Source organism: Devosia sp. Root413D1 (assembly GCF_001425235.1).
In the GTDB taxonomy this organism is placed as follows: Bacteria; Pseudomonadota; Alphaproteobacteria; order Rhizobiales; family Devosiaceae; genus Devosia_A.
On the sequence record NZ_LMEA01000008.1, the window covers coordinates 40,249 to 55,803 of the forward strand.

At 65.1% G+C, this 15,555-nt stretch carries 16 protein-coding genes; 8 read left to right on the forward strand and 8 right to left on the reverse strand.

Annotated elements, in window-relative coordinates:
- Positions 1-12: 12 nt before the first annotated feature.
- The gene (locus tag ASC89_RS08695; protein WP_055997943.1) at positions 13-825 is read left to right on the forward strand and encodes an SDR family NAD(P)-dependent oxidoreductase; all 813 of its coding nucleotides are present in this window, start codon (positions 13-15) and stop codon (positions 823-825) included.
- A 288-nt stretch (positions 826-1,113) separates the two neighbouring features.
- On the forward strand, positions 1,114-2,151 hold the full coding sequence (locus tag ASC89_RS08700; protein ID WP_055996831.1) for a hypothetical protein: 1,038 nt from the start codon (positions 1,114-1,116) through the stop codon (positions 2,149-2,151).
- On the opposite strand, the gene ASC89_RS28420 is transcribed toward ASC89_RS08700, so the two are convergent.
- On the reverse strand, positions 2,113-2,271 hold the full coding sequence (locus ASC89_RS28420; protein ID WP_156384551.1) for a hypothetical protein: 159 nt from the start codon (positions 2,269-2,271) through the stop codon (positions 2,113-2,115). The two genes, ASC89_RS08700 and ASC89_RS28420, sit on opposite strands and share 39 nt — an antisense overlap.
- A 203-nt stretch (positions 2,272-2,474) precedes the next feature.
- Between ASC89_RS28420 and ASC89_RS08705 the strand changes: the two genes are divergently transcribed.
- Positions 2,475-2,996, forward strand: coding sequence for a CAP domain-containing protein (locus tag ASC89_RS08705; RefSeq protein WP_055996832.1), 522 nt, complete (start codon positions 2,475-2,477; stop codon positions 2,994-2,996).
- 166 nt (positions 2,997-3,162) lie between these two features.
- Here ASC89_RS08705 and glpK read toward each other — a convergent pair whose 3' ends face one another.
- The 3 genes from glpK to ASC89_RS08720 are packed head-to-tail and all read right to left on the reverse strand — an operon-like array spanning position 3,163 to position 6,949.
- Positions 3,163-4,653 carry a glycerol kinase GlpK gene (glpK, locus tag ASC89_RS08710; RefSeq protein ID WP_055996835.1) on the reverse strand — a complete coding sequence of 497 codons (1,491 nt, stop codon included), beginning with the start codon at positions 4,651-4,653 and terminating at the stop codon, positions 3,163-3,165.
- A complete protein-coding gene (glpD, locus tag ASC89_RS08715; protein WP_055996837.1) occupies positions 4,650-6,170 on the reverse strand; it encodes a glycerol-3-phosphate dehydrogenase in 1,521 nt (506 codons plus the stop codon). Before glpD ends, glpK begins: the two co-directional genes overlap by 4 nt.
- Positions 6,167-6,949: a DeoR/GlpR family DNA-binding transcription regulator gene (locus tag ASC89_RS08720; RefSeq protein WP_274532699.1), complete on the reverse strand. Its 783-nt coding sequence runs from the start codon at positions 6,947-6,949 to the stop codon at positions 6,167-6,169. Before ASC89_RS08720 ends, glpD begins: the two co-directional genes overlap by 4 nt.
- A 287-nt stretch (positions 6,950-7,236) precedes the next feature.
- On the opposite strand from ASC89_RS08720, the gene ASC89_RS08725 reads away from it, so the two are divergent.
- Both ASC89_RS08725 and ASC89_RS08730 read left to right on the forward strand, forming a co-directional pair.
- On the forward strand, positions 7,237-8,172 hold the full coding sequence (locus ASC89_RS08725) for an AEC family transporter (protein WP_055996839.1): 936 nt from the start codon (positions 7,237-7,239) through the stop codon (positions 8,170-8,172).
- Between the two features lie 84 nt (positions 8,173-8,256).
- Entirely contained in the window at positions 8,257-8,799 is a 543-nt protein-coding gene (locus ASC89_RS08730; protein ID WP_055996842.1) for a hypothetical protein, read from the forward strand.
- Between the two features lie 27 nt (positions 8,800-8,826).
- Here ASC89_RS08730 and ASC89_RS08735 read toward each other — a convergent pair whose 3' ends face one another.
- From ASC89_RS08735 to ASC89_RS08745, 3 genes are read right to left on the reverse strand one after another with little or no spacing between them, the layout of a single operon-like run.
- Positions 8,827-9,630 carry a transglutaminase family protein gene (locus tag ASC89_RS08735; RefSeq protein WP_055996844.1) on the reverse strand — a complete coding sequence of 268 codons (804 nt, stop codon included), beginning with the start codon at positions 9,628-9,630 and terminating at the stop codon, positions 8,827-8,829.
- Entirely contained in the window at positions 9,630-10,574 is a 945-nt protein-coding gene (locus ASC89_RS08740) for an alpha-E domain-containing protein (protein WP_055884729.1), read from the reverse strand. Before ASC89_RS08740 ends, ASC89_RS08735 begins: the two co-directional genes overlap by 1 nt.
- Positions 10,575-10,576: 2 nt before the next feature.
- A complete protein-coding gene (locus ASC89_RS08745) occupies positions 10,577-11,995 on the reverse strand; it encodes a circularly permuted type 2 ATP-grasp protein (RefSeq protein WP_055996848.1) in 1,419 nt (472 codons plus the stop codon).
- A 313-nt stretch (positions 11,996-12,308) separates the two neighbouring features.
- Here ASC89_RS08745 and ASC89_RS08750 point away from each other — a divergent pair, with 313 nt between their 5' ends.
- From ASC89_RS08750 to ASC89_RS08760, 3 genes are all read left to right on the forward strand, one after another.
- Complete coding sequence (locus ASC89_RS08750) at positions 12,309-13,238, forward strand: 2-hydroxyacid dehydrogenase (RefSeq protein WP_055996851.1); 930 nt, start codon at positions 12,309-12,311, stop codon at positions 13,236-13,238.
- Positions 13,239-13,240: 2 nt separating this feature from the next.
- Entirely contained in the window at positions 13,241-14,023 is a 783-nt protein-coding gene (locus ASC89_RS08755) for an SDR family NAD(P)-dependent oxidoreductase (RefSeq protein WP_055996853.1), read from the forward strand.
- Positions 14,024-14,284: 261 nt separating this feature from the next.
- Entirely contained in the window at positions 14,285-14,692 is a 408-nt protein-coding gene (locus ASC89_RS08760; RefSeq protein WP_055996856.1) for a cyclic nucleotide-binding domain-containing protein, read from the forward strand.
- Between the two features lie 3 nt (positions 14,693-14,695).
- Here ASC89_RS08760 and ASC89_RS08765 read toward each other — a convergent pair whose 3' ends face one another.
- Positions 14,696-15,523, reverse strand: coding sequence for a DUF6597 domain-containing transcriptional factor (locus ASC89_RS08765; protein ID WP_082533254.1), 828 nt, complete (start codon positions 15,521-15,523; stop codon positions 14,696-14,698).
- Positions 15,524-15,555 lie beyond the last annotated feature (32 nt).

Consider the following 15,555-nt stretch of genomic DNA (forward strand, 5'->3'; position numbering starts at 1 on the left):
TTGGAGGCCGTTGTGGCAGGAAAAGATCTCTCTGGAAAAATCGCTTTCGTGACCGGCTCGGGCCGCGGCCTCGGCAGCGTCATGGCGAAGAAGCTGGCGGCGCGCGGCGCCGATGTGGTGGTGCATGACCTGACCTGGGACGCTGCCGCCAAATACGGCGAGGCGGATAACCTTGGCGCGATGATCAAGACCATCGAGGGGCTCGGTGTCCGCTCGATGGGCGTCACCGGCAATATCGGCGACCGCGACGCGGTCAACAATATGAAGAAAGAGATCGAGGAGAAGTTCGGCCCCGTCGAAATCCTCGTCAACTGCGCCGGCGGCGATATCGGTGCGGCGGGCGGCAAGCCGGTGCCCAACAACATCCTCGGCATCACTTATGACGACCTGATCACGCTGACCAACAACAACCTGATCGGCACCATGCTGGTGACCCAGGCCTTCGTGCCGCAGATGGTCGAACGCCAGCACGGCATCGTCGTCAACATCGCCTCGGTCGCCGCCCATATCGGGGTGAGCGGCGGCGGCATCTACGCGACGCTGAAGGCCGCGGTGACCCACTATACCCGCTGCCTCGCCGACGAGGTCCGCGAGCACGGCGTGCGCGTCAACGTGGTGAGCCCGGGACCGTCGAAGACCGCGCGCTTCCAGGCGACCCGCACGGTCGATCCGGACAAGATGAACTCCAACAAGGTCTCGATGGACCGCTACGCCGAACCCGAGGAAATCGCCGACGCGGTGGTGTTCCTCTGCTCGCCGGAAGCCAAGTTCATCCACGGCCAGCTGCTCCGCGTCGACGGCGGCCTGCAGCTTTACGCGGGCTGATTGTCGCCGACTGATAGAGACGGCCCCCTCCTTTGCCATTCGAGCGTAGCTCTCATGGCCTTCTCCCCTCAAATCGCTCCACTGGAGCGATTTGCCCTTCGGGACGGCTCGAAGTCCCCCATGAAGGGGGAGGTGCCTCGCCGGTGCGTTTGGCACGATCCAGCCACAGCCTCGACTCTTCACCTCCCCCTTTGAGGGGGAGGCCGGGAGGGGGCCGTCTGCCGGCGTTGAGCCTTGTCGCCGCTCATCGCCGAAGCTAACGGTAGGCTCCCACCACCCGGAGCGCCCATGCCCACTCTCGGCCTTGCCATTGCTGCCACCGCGGCGCTCGTCTCATTTCTCACCGCGTGGTTCATCATGCGCCGGGGCGCCAAGCTCGGGCTGATGCAGCAGCCCAATGGCCGCTCTTCGCACGTCGTGCCCACCCCGGGCGGCGGCGGTGTCGGTATCGTCGCCGGCGGCTCGATTGCCGGGCTGCTGATGGCGCTGCTGCTGCCCTGGCTGGGCGTGCCGGTGATCATGGCCGGCATCCTCCTCGCTTTCATCGGCTATGCCGACGACAAGCGCCCGATCGCCGCGCGCTGGCGGCTCGGCGCGCAGGTGCTGCTGATGGGCGCCATCGTCGCAGTGCTGCCGATCGACCAGCTCGGCCTGCCGGTGCCGGAATCCGTGCTGCTGGTGATCCTCACGCTGGGCGGTGCGCTGTGGATCAACCTGTTCAACTTCATGGACGGCATCGATGGCCTTGCGGCATCGGAGGCGATTTTCCTCCTCGTCGGCGCGGCGCTGCTCGCCTACCTGTTCGAGCCCGGCATCATCGATGATCCCAGGCTCTGGTGGATGCTCGGCCTTGCCGCCGCGTGCCTCGGCTTCCTGCTGCTCAACTGGCCGCCGGCAAAGATCTTCATGGGCGATGCCGGCAGCACTTATCTCGGGCTGATGCTAGCGTTCTTCGCCTTCACCACCATGCTCAGCTTCTGGCTGAGCCTCTGGCAGTGGCTGATCCTGGGTGGTCTGTTCCTCGCCGACAGCCTCACCACCTTGGTTCGCCGCATACTGCGCCGCGAACGTTTCTGGGAAGGCCACAAGCGTCACGCCTACCAGGCGCTGCAGCGCCGCTTCGGCTCGCACCTCAAGGCGACACTGCTCTATATCGGCATCAATGTGATTGTGCTGCTGCCGCTCGCCTATGTGGCTGGCGCCTACCGCGATTGGGGTTTTGCGATTGCCGCGCTGACCTATGTCGCGCTGGTGGCCGCGGCTATCTGGGCCGGGGCAGGGGCAGAACTACAGCAAGAGGCTGAGGAAGAAGGCGCCGGCGCCTAGGATCGTCAGCGATGCGGCGCTCGCCGCAAACAGCATGTTGCGGGCGAAATCGGTGTGTCGCGCCAGCTCGTGCCGGGTCATGGCGCGGACGTCGAAATGTTCGAATTCCTGGTCGAGCATGATGCGAGCCCCCCGAGCTGCAGGCAAAGGGTGCGCGCATGTCTTCGGGTCAGCCAGCGCTTTGCAAAATCATGCTTAATTAGAGTCAAATGCCTTGTAGTTCGCTCCGGCTCGCGCAACCGTGTGATCGAGGGCAGTCAAACGCCATTTCAACGCCATGATTGGCGCGCTTCTGCCGCCGCCTCGCACTGGAACACTCGCCTATGACGCTTCTGCGCAGCGGTCTTCTCCTTCTCGCCACCCTTTCATTGCTCGCCGCCTGCACCTCGGTGGTCCCGCCGGCCAAGCCGCCGGGGAGCACCAGCAGCGTCGCGCCGATCCAGCTGACCCAGGGCGGCATCATGGCGGCGATCAACGGCACCCGCGCCGCCGCCGGCAAGCCACCGCTGCGCTACAACATCCAGCTCGAGAACGCCGCCCGCTCGCAGGCCAACCTGATGGCCGCCAAGGACACGCTGTCGCACGATCTCGGCGTCACCCTCCGCCAGCGCGTCACCACTGCCGGCTATGACGGCGCCGTGGGCGAGAACGTCGCCGGCGGCCAGTCGACCCTCGACCAGGCGATCAACGGCTGGCTGGCCTCGCCCGCGCACCGCGACACGCTGCTCTCCACCAAGTTCCAGGAATTCGGGCTGGCGGTGGCGACGGTGCCGGCGAACCGGACGAGCAAGTACCGGACGTATTGGGCGTTCATCGCGGGTGGGCCGTTCGAGGCCTGGCGGTAGGCGACATGCAGCCGCCGGTGGCTGTGGACCCCCACCCCTGTCCCCTCCCCGCAAGGGGCAGGGAGACCCAAACACTGGCATCGGGTTGATCGTCTCCCTCCCCCTTGCGGGGAGGGATTAAGGGTGGGGGGCAGCCCGCACCGGCCTATCGGGCACCGCCGGCGCGCTACGAACTGCTCAGCGTCCGCCGCACCGCGTCGCGCCAACCCTTCAGCTTCCGTGTCCGCTCGTCCTCGTCCATCCGCGGCGTGAATTGCCGGTCGAGCGCCCAGCGTTCGGCAAAGCCCTGCTGGTCCGGCCATACGCCTGCCTTCCAGCCGGCGAGCCAGGCGGCGCCGAGCGCCGTGGTCTCGAGGATGGTCGGCCGGTCGACGGGTGTGTTCAGCATGTCGGCGAGGAACTGCATGGTGAAATCCGAGGCGACCATGCCGCCATCCACCCGCAGCACCGTGTCGTGTGCACCCTTCCAGTCCTTGCGCATGGCGTCGATCAGGTCGCGCGTCTGGTAGCTGACCGACTCGAGCGCCGCCCGCGCCAGCTCCGCCGGCCCGGTATTGCGGGTCAGCCCGGTGAGCGAACCGCGCGCCGCCGAATCCCACCACGGTGCGCCCAGCCCGACGAAGGCCGGCACCAGGTAGACGTTCTGTGTCGGGTCGGCCTTGGCCGCCAGCACCCCGGCATCGCCGCTCTTTTCGATGATTTTCAGCATGTCGCGCATCCACTGCACCGAGGCGCCGGCGATGAAGATGGCGCCTTCGAGTGCGTAGGTGGTCTCGCCGTTGAGCCGGTAGGCGACGGTGGTCAAGAGCCGGTTCTTCGAGCGCACCATGTCGGTGCCGGTGTTGAGCAGCGCAAAGCACCCGGTGCCGTAGGTGGATTTCAGCATCCCCGGGCTGAAGCAGGCCTGCCCGATGGTCGCCGCCTGCTGGTCCCCGGCCGCGCCATAGATTGGCAGCGCCACGCCGAACACTTCGGGGTCGGTCATGCCGAAATCATCGGCATTGTCCTTCACTTCCGGCAGGATGGCGCGCGGGATACGGAACAGTTTCAGCAGCTCGTCATCCCACTCGCCGGTCTTGATGTTGAGCAGCAGGGTGCGGCAGGCATTGGTGATGTCGGTGGCGTGGCTCTTGCCGCCGGTCAGCCGCCAGATCAGGTAGCTGTCGACGGTGCCGAAGGCGAGTTCCCCCTTCTCGGCGCGCTTGCGCGCACCCGGCACGTTGTCGAGAATCCAGGCGAGCTTGGTGGCGGTGAAATAGGGGTCGAGCAGCAGCCCGGTCTTCTTGCTCACCAGCTTCTCGTGCCCTGCCTTTTTCAGCTTTTCGCAGAGCTTGGTGGTGCGCCGGTCCTGCCAGACGATGGCGTTGTAGATCGCCTTGCCGGTCTGCCGATCCCAGACGATCGTCGTCTCGCGCTGGTTGGTAATGCCGATCGCCGCGATCTCGCTGGCCTTGATCCCGGCCTTCTTGATCGCCGTCTTGGCGCTCCACAACGCCGTCGCCCAGATCTCCTCGGGCACATGCTCGACCCAGCCATCCCTTGGGAAATGCTGGGTGAACTCCATCTTGCCGAGCCCGGCGATCTTCTGGTGTTCGTCGAACACGATCGCCCGGCTGGAGGTGGTGCCCTGGTCGATCGCGAGAATGTTGCCGCTCATTGTCTCTTCCCCATCTCGGCGAGGCGTTCGGCCATGTACCTGGCCAGTTCCGCCTTCCCGTTTGCTTTGAATTTCAGGCCCTGCTTCGAGCGACGCCATAACACGTCGTCGGCGGTCCGCGCCCATTCCCGATCCATCAGGTAATCGACCTCGCGCGCATAAAGCGTTGTGCCGAAATGCTGCCCCAGCTCGGCCGGGCTCTGTGCCTCGCCCAGCACATCGGCAGCCAGCGTGCCATAGGCCCGCACCAGCCGGCGGACGAAGGCCGGATCGAGGTTCGCCTTTTTCGCCGCGAGCTTCCGCACCTCGGCCTCGAAGGCGGTGGGCGGAAAGTTGCCGCCCGGCAGGTGTGCGCCCTTGGTCCAGCGTTGCCCCTTCTTGTCGAGCAACCCGTCGATCTTGTCGACCACCTGCTCGCTGAGCCGCCGATGGGTGGTCAGCTTGCCGCCGAAAACGTTGATCAGCGGCCCGTTGCCGGCCTCGCCCTCGGTCTTCAGCACATAATCGCGCGTCGCTTCCTGCGCCGCGCTGGCGCCATCGTCGAACAGCGGCCGCACCCCGGCATAGGTCCAGACGATCTCTTCGCGCGTCACCGGCTTGATGAAATACTCGCTCGCCGCGGCGCAGAGATAGTCGGTCTCCGCGTCGCTGATCTTGACCCCGGTCGGGTCGCCCTCGAAGTCCTGGTCAGTGGTGCCGATCAGCGTGTAGTCGCCCTCGTAGGGAATGGCGAAGAAGATGCGGCCGTCGGCGTTCTGGAAGAAGTAGCAGCGGTCATGGTCGAAGAGTTTTCGGACCACGATGTGGCTGCCTTTGACCAGTCGCACATGGTGCGCCTCGTTCCGACCGACCGTCTCGCGGATCACCTGGTCGACCCACGGCCCGCCGGCATTCACCAGCAGCCGCGCCGAAACCGTCTCGTTACCTGCCGGGCCGACCAGCTCGATCCGCCACAGGTTGTTCTCGCGGCGTGCCGAGACGACCTTGGTCTGCGTCACCACCCGGGCGCCCTTGTCGGCGGCGTCGCGGGCGTTGAGCGCCACCAGTCGGGCGTCGTCGACCCAGCCGTCCGAATACTCGAACGCCACCTTGTGTCCCGGCTTCAGCGGTCGCCCGGCAGGGTCCTTGGTGAGGTCCAGCGTCTTGGTCCCCGGTAGCAGTTTTCGCCCGCCCAGGTGGTCGTAGACAAAGAGGCCGAGGCGCAGCAGCCAGGCCGGCCTGAGGTTCTTCTCGTAGGGCAACACGAACCGCAGCGGCCAGATGATGTGCGGCGCCGAGGCCCACAGCACTTCACGCTCGGCCAGCGACTCGTGCACCAGCCGGAACTCGTAGTGCTCGAGATAGCGCAGGCCCCCATGCACCAGCTTGGTCGCCGCAGACGAAGTGCCTGAAGCGAGGTCATGCATCTCGGCCAGCATCACCGAATAGCCGCGCCCCACTGCATCGCGGGCAATGCCGGTGCCGTTCACCCCGCCGCCGATGACGAACACATCGAACGCGTCTGCTGCGTCACTCATCTGGGGGGGAGTCCTTCGCTGGCAATATGGAGCTCGACGCCTGATGCCGCGCAGATCGCGGCGATGGCGGGGGAGGGGGCGACGTCGGTGACGAAGACGTCGATCTGCTCGAGGTGGCCGATGCGCACCGGCGCGGTGCGTTCGAACTTCATCGCGTCGGCGACGAGGATGGTCTTGCGCGCCGTCTCGATGATCGCCTGCGCCACCTTCACTTCGCGAAAATCGAAATCCAGCAGCGTGCCGTCGGCATCGATCGCCGAGGCTCCGATCACCGCATAATCGACCCGGAACTGCCGGATGAAATCCACTGCCGCCTCGCCCACCACGCCGCCATCGGCATGCCGCACCACGCCGCCCGCGATCACCACTTCGGCGCTCGGCACCTCGCGCAGGATGTTGGCGGCATTGATGTTATTGGTCACCACCAGCAAGCCCGTGTGACGGCGCAACGCCATCGCCACCTGCTCGGTGGTGGTGCCGATATTGAGGATCAGCGAGGACTCGTCGGGGATCAGCGCCGCTGCAACGAGCCCGATCCGGCGTTTGCTCTCCGCCGCCAGCATCCGCCGCGCCTCGTAGGCATAGTTCGAAACGCCCGAGGGGTAAGCGGCGCCGCCATGCAGGCGGTTGAGCAGCTTGCGGTCACAGAGTTCGTTCAGGTCCTTGCGGATGGTCTGCGGCGTCACTGCGAACTGCAGCGCCAGGGTGTCGACATCCACGCGCCCGTGCTGCCGGGCCAGCGCCATGATGTCATCCTGCCGCTGCGTCAGCGCATCCAATCCATCCTCCGGGAGGTTGGTTCACCTATACGCGGATCAGGTTCGTTTCGATAGCGAAATGTTCGGATGAGTTTCGTAATGGAGCCGAAGCAGACGGCCCCCTCCCATCCTCCCCCATGATGGGGGAGGTGCCCTGCTGGTGCGTTTGGCACAATCGAAGACCGGGCCTCGACTCTTCACCTCCCCCCTTGTGGGGGAGGCCGGGAGGGGGCCGTCTCTATCAGTCAGGTCATTGACCCCCGCCTGCATCCCGTGCATCAGGAAACACCTCTCCCGACCGGCCGACCATGCTCGCCATTCTCAACGTCATCCTGCCGGTTTTCGCCATGCTCGCGCTGGGCTATGGCGCGGTGCGGCTCAGGCTGTTCCCGTCCGAGGGGGTGCGTGGGCTGGTGGTGTTCGTGAACAACTTCGCGACCCCGTGCCTGCTGTTCAACGCCATGCTCAACACCGACTTCGCGACGACCTTCAACTGGGGCGTCATCGTGCCGTTCTATATCGGGGCGATCGTGGTGTTCATCGTCGGCATCGTCATCTCGGCCAAGCTGTTCCGCAACAAGCCGGGCGAGGCCGTCGCTTCGGGCTTTTCGGCCACCTTCACCAACACCGTGCTGGTCGGCATTCCCGTGGTGCAGCGCGCCTATGGCGATCAAGCGCTGGCCACCGCCTTCTCGATCATCGCCTTCCATGCCCCGGTGCTGATCACCGCCGGCATGATCACCATGGAGCTGCTGCGTCGCGATGGCGCGCCACTGCACAAGACGCTCGGCGTGGCGCTGATGCGGGTGGTTGCCAATCCGCTGCTCTGGGGCATCGCGCTCGGCGCCGCCGCCAACCTGATGAACGTGACCCTGGTCGAGCCGGCCGAAGCCTTCATCACCATGATGGCCGCCGCCGTCACGCCTGCTGCATTGTTCGGCCTTGGCGGGGCGCTGAACGACTATAAGCTCAGCGACAGCTGGGGCCAGTCGCTCACCATGTCGCTGCTGAAGCTGCTGCTGCAGCCGGCCATCGCCTGGGTGATCATGGTGCCGATCCTCCACATCGACCACGATCTCGCCCGCTACGGCGTGCTGCTCGCCGCCATGCCGGCCGGCATCAACGTCTATGTCTTCGCCACCTACTACAACCGCTCCGTCCACATCGCCGCCAACAGCATCCTGATCTCGACGGTGCTGAGCCTGCTGACGGTGAGTGGGTGGTTGTATCTGCTGGGGCTGTAGGCCAATCTTCCCTTGCCCCGGTCGTCAGCAATAAGCATGTCGGTGCCGAGTGGCGTGGCATGGTATTCCCATGGGGAGGCAGAGATGAAGCAGCGAGGCGCGAGGCTAGCTAGCCGCCTTGTGCTTTCCGTGCTGGCGCTGGCCACGATGCTCGGGCCGGTCGATGCGGTGACCGTTGTCGCCTGCCTGCGAGACGCGTCCGAGATCACGTTTCGGGGCGAGCATGTCGAGACCGTCGCGGCAGGTGTGTTCGATAGTCGGAAGAATCGCATAGTTGCGTCGTCAGACGGAGATGAAGTCTTCATCGTCGCCAAGGTGAGAGTGTTGGAGCTCGGCGATGTTCCACCCGATGTCCAACCGCCGGCAATCGGTGAGGTCGTGGGCGTCCTTCAGAGATTGGTGTGCACCCGTTGCGACGCCTCCCGCACCGCGCAACGAGGTGGATACAGCCAGGTGGGGGAGGTTTTGTGGTTCAAGGCATCGATAGGCCAGCTCGGCGGTAACGCCGAGTATAAGGACCAGTTCGCCGCAGCGTTGCTTCGCACCGCTGTTAGTTACCAGTTCGCACTCTCGTCCTGGTGCGACGCATCCACGAAACGCAATTGGAAGTTATGGCAACCGCGCTGAGCCTCGACTGGCGATGACTGGAGCGGCCTACTGCGCCGCCTCAACGCTCATCGCCAGCACCTGCGGCTCGCCGGAGACCGGGATCGAGCGGACCGGCATGGTCGAGGTGGCGTCGAGGCCGACCGCGACACGGACATGCTTGTCGGTCGGGCAGAGCAGCAGCATCGCGTCGAACCCGATCCAGCCCAGCCCATCATCCCAGGCCTCGGCCCAGGCGTGCAGCGCCGGCTGATCACTGTCGGAGCCGTGGAGATAGCCGGTGACATAGCGCGCCGGGATCTCCAGTGCTCGCGCCGCCCCGATAAAGGCATGCGCGTAGTCGCTGGCCGGCGGATGGACGGCAGCTGCCTGCGATTGGCTCTGGCTCTGCCCGTCCTGCATCTGCGTCTGCTCACTCCCGCCTACCACTTCGGCGACCCGCGCCATCAGCGCGTGCAGCAAGGCGATGCGGTCCTGCCCGGTCTTCGGCGCTGCGCGGAATTTCGAGGTAATCGCCCCCGCCGCCTTGGTGGCCGGGGTAGGGCGGCGATAGAGCGCCGGCGGAATGTCGCCCTGTACCCGGCCGATCACCCCATTGCGGTCGATGGTCTCGACGATCCCGGCGACGGTGATCAGCAGTTCCGGGTCGGGCTTGATCTGGCTCACCAGCTGCGCCCGGTTGCCGAAGGCATCGACAAAGCTCGCCGCCCTGTCGAAGCCGGGCATCTCGATCGCCCACTCGCGCACCGTCTGTGTCGGCCCGCTCACCGGCGTCAGCAGCACGTGCTGCACCCCGCGGGCCACGCCGGCGCCAAGTCCAAGGCTCATCGAATGTCGGATAGCGATCTTCATCAGTAGAAATTGTAGCTTTCGGCGAGGGCGTCCGTCATCCGGTTGTTGCGGTCGATGAACTCGGTCAGGAACTCGTGCAGGCCATGCTCGAAGATCTTGTCGACACTGGCGTCCATCACCAGCGCCGTCACCGCATCGGCGGCATCATGCCCGGCCGTGCGTTCGCCATAGATTTCCTCGAGCATATCGATGGTGCGGTTGATCCACTGCACGCAGAAGATCAGCGAACGCGGCATTTCCGGCCTGAGGATCAGGTAGTCGGCGATGTTCCAGGCCTTGTAGCGGTCGTGGTAGACGTGCCGATAGCTGCGATGTGCCGAGGCGGCCCTGAGGATCATCGTCCATTGCTGGATATCGACATCGCCGCCCACCATGGTGGCGCGCGGCAGCAGCACATAATATTTCATGTCGAGAATGCGCGCCGTATTGTCGGCCCGCTCGACGAAGTTGCCGATCTGGCTGAAGGCGTAGCCGGCATCGCGGAGGAAGGTCGAGAGCAGGGCGCCGCGATAGCGATGACTCACCTGCTTGACCCAGAACAGCAGCTCCTGGAGCTTGGCCCCCGAGATATCGCGCGGGCGGATGGCCGAGAACTCCAGCCACGCCGCGTTGATCGATTCCCACATCTCGGTGGTCAGCGCCGTGCGCACCGACCGCGCATTGGTGCGCGCCGCGAGGAGGCACGACTTAACCGAGGAATAGTTCTCCTCGTCGAACAGCATGTAATGCGCGACGCTCGCGACGTCGGCCTGCTTGTGCTTGAGGTTGAACCCCTCATCGGCCTCTGCCGCCTGCAGCATCGACACCAGGTGCTCCGAAGCGCCCCCCTCGCGCCGCGAGGTGAGGCTCATCCGGTAGCCCACCTCGAACATTCGGGCCATGTTTTCGGCCCGCTCGATATAGCGGCTGAGCCAGAAGAGATTCTGTGCGGTGCGTCCGAGCATGGTCAGTCCTCCAGCACCCAGGTGTCCTTGGTCCCGCCGCCCTGCGACGAGTTCACCACCAACGAGCCCTTCTTCAGCGCCACGCGCGTCAGCCCACCAGGGGTGATCCGGATATCGTCGCCGCACAGCACATAGGGCCGCAGGTCCACATGCCGCGGCGCGATCCCCTTGTCGACAAAGGTCGGGCAGGTCGAGAGCGCCAGCGTCGGCTGCACGATGTAATTGTCGGGGTGGGCGAGGATCTTCTTTCGGAATTCCTCGCGCATCGCCTTGGTCGAGGCCGGCCCGACCAGCATGCCGTAGCCGCCCGAGCCGTGCACTTCCTTCACCACCAGTTCCTCGAGATGCTCGAGCACATAAGCCCGCTCATCGTCATTGGTGCAGTTGTAGGTGGGGACGTTTTTGAGCAGTGCCTTCTCACCGAGATAGAACTCGATGATCTCCGGCACGTAGACATAGACCGCCTTGTCGTCGGCAATGCCGGTGCCCGGCGCATTGACCAGCGTCACGTTCCCGGCCCGATAGGCATCGAACAGCCCCGGCACGCCCAGCATCGAGTCCGGCCGGAAGGTCAGCGGGTCGAGGAAATCGTCGTCGATGCGGCGGTAGATCACGTCGACCCGCTCGGGGCCCTTGGTGGTCCGCATGTAGACTTTGCCGCCATCGACGAACAGGTCCTGCCCTTCGCAGAGTTCGGCCCCCATCTGGTCGGCGAGGAACGAATGCTCGAAATAGGCGGAGTTATGGATGCCCGGCGTCAGCACCACGAGGTTGGGTGAGCCATGCACGCCCCCCGGCGCCACGCTCTCCATCGTCCGGCGCAGCGTTTCGGGGTAGGTCTCGACCGGCGCCACCTTGTAACGCTGGAACAATTCCGGGGCGAGCTGCAGCATCGCCTCGCGGTTCTCCAGCATGTAGCTGACGCCCGAGGGGGTGCGGAGATTATCCTCCAGCACGTAGAAATCGTCCGGGCCGGTCCTGACGATGTCGACGCCGATAATGTGCGAATAGACTCCGCGCGCCGGATCTAGCCCCATCATTTCCGGGCAGAACGCCGAGTTGTTGAGGATCAGCTTTTCCGGCACCCGCCCGGCCTTCAGGATCTCCTGGCGGTGGTAGATGTCGTAGAGGAAAGCATTGAGCGCCCGTACCCGCTGCTCGATGCCCTTCGAAAGCCGCCGCCACTCCATCGCCGAGATGATGCGCGGGATGATGTCGAACGGGATGAGCTTTTCGGTGCCTTCATTGCTGCCGTAGACGGCGAAGGTAATGCCGAGGCGTCGGAACAGGGCTTCGGCGTCAGCCGACATCAGACCCAGGGCTTGCGGAGGCTGCTCTTTCAGCCACTCTTCCAGGATGTGGTAGGGCGCGCGGACAGAGGCATCCGCATTGGTCATTTCGTCAAACGGCGTTGCGGACATCAACTCCCAAGGGCTTGCGGCCTATCCCACTCGGGACTCATTGGTACACTTTTGCTGAAAGGCCACAAGCCGGGTTCGGCGTGAATGTCTCGCACCCGGTGCGAGCTGACCCCCACCCCTGTCCCCTCCGCAAGGGGGAGGGAGACGCTTTCATTGGCGTCAGTGTTTTGGTGTTCCCTCCCCCTTGCGGGGAGGGGACAGGGGTGGGGGGCCACAGCCACCGGCCGACCGACATGATCCTACCCCCACCAACGTCGCCTTCACCCTCGCGCAAAACTGCCATACAACCTTGCGCCGATAAGGGATGGGACCAATGCCGGAAGAGATTCTCCAGACTCACAAGCTGCTCGATCGCTGCGAGAAGGCGCTCGCCGAACGCTACACCGTGCACAAACTGCACGAGGCGGCGGACAAGGAGGCGCTGATCAAGTCGGTGGCCGGCAAGATCCGGGCTATCGCCGGCGGTAATGTCGATGGTGCGCTGATGGACAAGCTCCCCAAGCTCGAGATCATCGCCAATTTCGGCGTCGGCTACGACTCGATCGATACCAAGGCGGCCAAACAGCGGAACATCCGCGTCACCAATACGCCGAACGTCCTCAACGATGCGGTCGCTGAGCTCACCCTTGGCCTGATGATCGGGCTCGCCCGTCGCATCCCGCAGGGCGACCAGTTTGTCCGCCAGGGCAAGTGGCCGAACTCGGGCTTCCCGCTGCTCACCGAGCTCAACGGCAAGACCGTCGGCATCCTCGGGCTCGGACGCATCGGCAAGGAGATCGCCACCCGCTGCCAGGCTATGAAAATGCGCGTCGTCTATCACGGTCGCAGCCGCCAGCATGACGAGCCCTACATCTTCTACGACAAGCTCATCGACATGGCGCGCGACAGCGACTGGCTGGTGATCATTGCGCCGGGTGGCAAGGGCACCGAGAAGATCGTCTCGCGCGACGTGCTCGAGGCGCTCGGCCCCGAGGGCTTCATCGTCAACGTCGCCCGCGGCACGCTGATCGACGAAGCGGCGATGCTGGAACTGCTGCAATCGAAAAAGCTCGGCGGCGCGGCGCTCGACGTGTTCGAGAAGGAGCCGCAGGTGCCCGAGGGCTTTTTCGCCCTCGACAATGTCGTGCTGTCGCCGCACCAGGGCAGCGCTACACACCAGACACGCAACAAAATGGGCGATCTCGTCGTTGCCAATATCGTCGCGCACTTCGCCGGCGAACCCCTGCTCAGCGCGGTGGTCTGATCATGCTGATTGATCTCAAAGGCAAAGTTGCCATCGTCACCGGCGCCGGTCGAGGCATCGGCCGCGTCATCGCACGGACCCTCGCCACCGAAGGCGTCACCGTCGCGATCATCGACTTCCGCCAGGATCTGCTCGACGATGCCGCGATGGAGTGGACCGAGGCCGGTTGGCCCGGCCTCCGTATCCTCTGCGACGTGCGCGAGGCGGCCCAGGTCAACGCCGCGGTGAGCGCCGTGGACGAGGCGTTCGGCCGGGTCGATATCCTCGTCAACAATGCCGGCGTTGCCAGCGGGGCGCGCGTCGACAAGCTGGCCGAGGCGGTATGGGACGCCAATTTCGATACCAACACCAAGGGCACCTTCCTGATGTGCCAGGCGGTGGCCCCGATCATGCAGCGCCAGGCCTCGGGGCGTATCCTCAACGCGGCCTCATTCGCCGCCATCATCCCCTCGATCGGCAGCGCCGCCTATGCGGCGTCGAAATCGGCGGTGGTGCAGTTCACCCGCGTGCTGGCGGGCGAGCTCGGCCCGTTCAATGTCACGGTGAACTCCTACTCGCCGGGGATGATCCCGACCGAGATGAACGGCTTCGCCAAGCTGCCCGACGCCCGCCAGCAGCGACTGCTCGACACCCTGACGCTGCGCCAGTGGGGCGATGCCCAGGACGTCGCCAACCTCATCTGCTTCCTCGCATCCGACCAGGCCCACTACATCACTGGCGCTTCGATCGACTGCTCGGGCGGCAAGTACGCCACGCAGTTCCCAGCGGCGGCTTACGAGAGCTGAGACACGGGTGGCGGGGCCGGCCTGGCCCCGCACTCTCCCAACACTGGATGTCATCCCTGCAAAAGCAGGGACCCAACTCGGCACCTGAGCCAGCCGATGCCGGACGAGGGCGGAGCCCCCGCCGAGGGGGCCCAGCTTTCGCTGGCATGACATCGCGTGGCAGATGCAACGACCGGCCGAAGTGCCTACCTACCAACCACGTTGACCCCGCAAACAGACGGGTATTTGCTTGTCTGGAGATTTCCGTCGGAGTTGGCGCCAATGGAAATAGTCGAGCTGCTGCAGCAGACACCGCTGTTTCACGAGCTGAACGCAGCGGACCTAGAGGAACTGATCCCGTCGACGCGCCTCGAAACCTACGAGCCGGGGCGGGTCATTCTCCGGGAGGGACGCGTCGGCGCCGCATTCTTCCTTATTGTTTCTGGCAGCGTCGAAGTTATCAAGGCGCTCGGCAAACCGGAGGAAAAGCTCGTCAACAAGCTGGGAGCCGGCGACTTTTTCGGTGAGATCGCCAACATGAAGCACACGACGCGGATCGCCAGCGTCAGGGCGATCAGCGAGACCAAGTGCCTGATGATCCAGCGGCTGCATCTCGATTCCTACATCGAGCGGTTTCCCGCTGTCCTTGCCAAGGTGGAACAGGCGGTTGCCGTCCGCGGCGACGAGTGACAGTCAGCCCCGTACCGCCCGCGCATACTCGGTTGGCGCCCGCCCGACGATGCGGCGGAAATCATTGCTGAAATGCGCCTGGTCCGCGTAGCCCAGCTCATGCGCCACCTCCGTCCAGTTCGGCGCCGCTTCGGCCGTGGCGCGTCCCGCCGCTTCGATCAGCCGGTAGAGCCGGATCACCCATTTCGGCCCCACCCCGACATAGTGCTGGAACAGATGCTGCAATGTCCGCTCGTTCACCGCCGCCCGCCGCGCCAAGGTGGCGACGCTGACGATCTCCCGATCGGTCCGCGCCAACTCGACGATGTCAGCCGCCAGCTCCGTGTTCGGGTCCATCGCCGGTAACCCGCCGCCTGCCAGCATCGCTTCCACCGCGGCGATCATCTGCTGCCGGTCGGGCTCCGCCATCAGCTTGAGCCGCGCCGCTTCCGTCGCCCCCGGAAACACCTCCACTGCATTGAGCGTCTGGTCCATCAACTCCGCCACCGCCCGCCCATAGAACGGCCGGAACCCGCCGGGGCGGAACATCACGCCCAGCACCGCGCCGGAACCCTTGACCTCATAATCGTAGCGTCCCGTCGTCACGCCGGTGATCCAGCCGCGCTCGCGGGTGAAGGCGACGTTGAGGTTGGGATGCGGCAGCACCTCCGCCGGATAGGATGTTCCCTCCGGCAACTGCCAGCTCACCACCCAATAGTGCTCAACGAACGGCGCCAAGGCCGCCGACGGGCGGTAGCGGCTCAGCCCATAGCTCTGCGCCGAGCCGGCCGGATCGAGGATGCCGGCGAAGTCGTCCGGTTTTTCTTCGAACGGCTTTGCGGGTTTTTGCAAGCGCGTCTCCCGGCCTCGTCCCTAGGCTCTCC

What these genes read in the sequence shown, in the direction of transcription:
- ASC89_RS08755 (WP_055996853.1), top strand. Translation starts at nt 13,241, where the DNA reads ATGCTGATTGATCTCAAAGGCAAAGTTGCCATCGTCACCGGCGCCGGT.
- glpD (WP_055996837.1), bottom strand. Translation starts at nt 6,170, where the DNA reads ATGAGTGACGCAGCAGACGCGTTCGATGTGTTCGTCATCGGCGGCGGG.
- ASC89_RS08730 (WP_055996842.1), top strand. Translation starts at nt 8,257, where the DNA reads ATGAAGCAGCGAGGCGCGAGGCTAGCTAGCCGCCTTGTGCTTTCCGTG.
- ASC89_RS08725 (WP_055996839.1), top strand. Translation starts at nt 7,237, where the DNA reads ATGCTCGCCATTCTCAACGTCATCCTGCCGGTTTTCGCCATGCTCGCG.
- glpK (WP_055996835.1), bottom strand. Translation starts at nt 4,653, where the DNA reads ATGAGCGGCAACATTCTCGCGATCGACCAGGGCACCACCTCCAGCCGG.
- ASC89_RS08735 (WP_055996844.1), bottom strand. Translation starts at nt 9,630, where the DNA reads ATGAAGATCGCTATCCGACATTCGATGAGCCTTGGACTTGGCGCCGGC.
- ASC89_RS08745 (WP_055996848.1), bottom strand. Translation starts at nt 11,995, where the DNA reads ATGTCCGCAACGCCGTTTGACGAAATGACCAATGCGGATGCCTCTGTC.
- ASC89_RS08700 (WP_055996831.1), top strand. Translation starts at nt 1,114, where the DNA reads ATGCCCACTCTCGGCCTTGCCATTGCTGCCACCGCGGCGCTCGTCTCA.
- ASC89_RS08740 (WP_055884729.1), bottom strand. Translation starts at nt 10,574, where the DNA reads ATGCTCGGACGCACCGCACAGAATCTCTTCTGGCTCAGCCGCTATATC.
- ASC89_RS08750 (WP_055996851.1), top strand. Translation starts at nt 12,309, where the DNA reads ATGCCGGAAGAGATTCTCCAGACTCACAAGCTGCTCGATCGCTGCGAG.
- ASC89_RS08760 (WP_055996856.1), top strand. Translation starts at nt 14,285, where the DNA reads ATGGAAATAGTCGAGCTGCTGCAGCAGACACCGCTGTTTCACGAGCTG.
- ASC89_RS08705 (WP_055996832.1), top strand. Translation starts at nt 2,475, where the DNA reads ATGACGCTTCTGCGCAGCGGTCTTCTCCTTCTCGCCACCCTTTCATTG.
- ASC89_RS28420 (WP_156384551.1), bottom strand. Translation starts at nt 2,271, where the DNA reads ATGCTCGACCAGGAATTCGAACATTTCGACGTCCGCGCCATGACCCGG.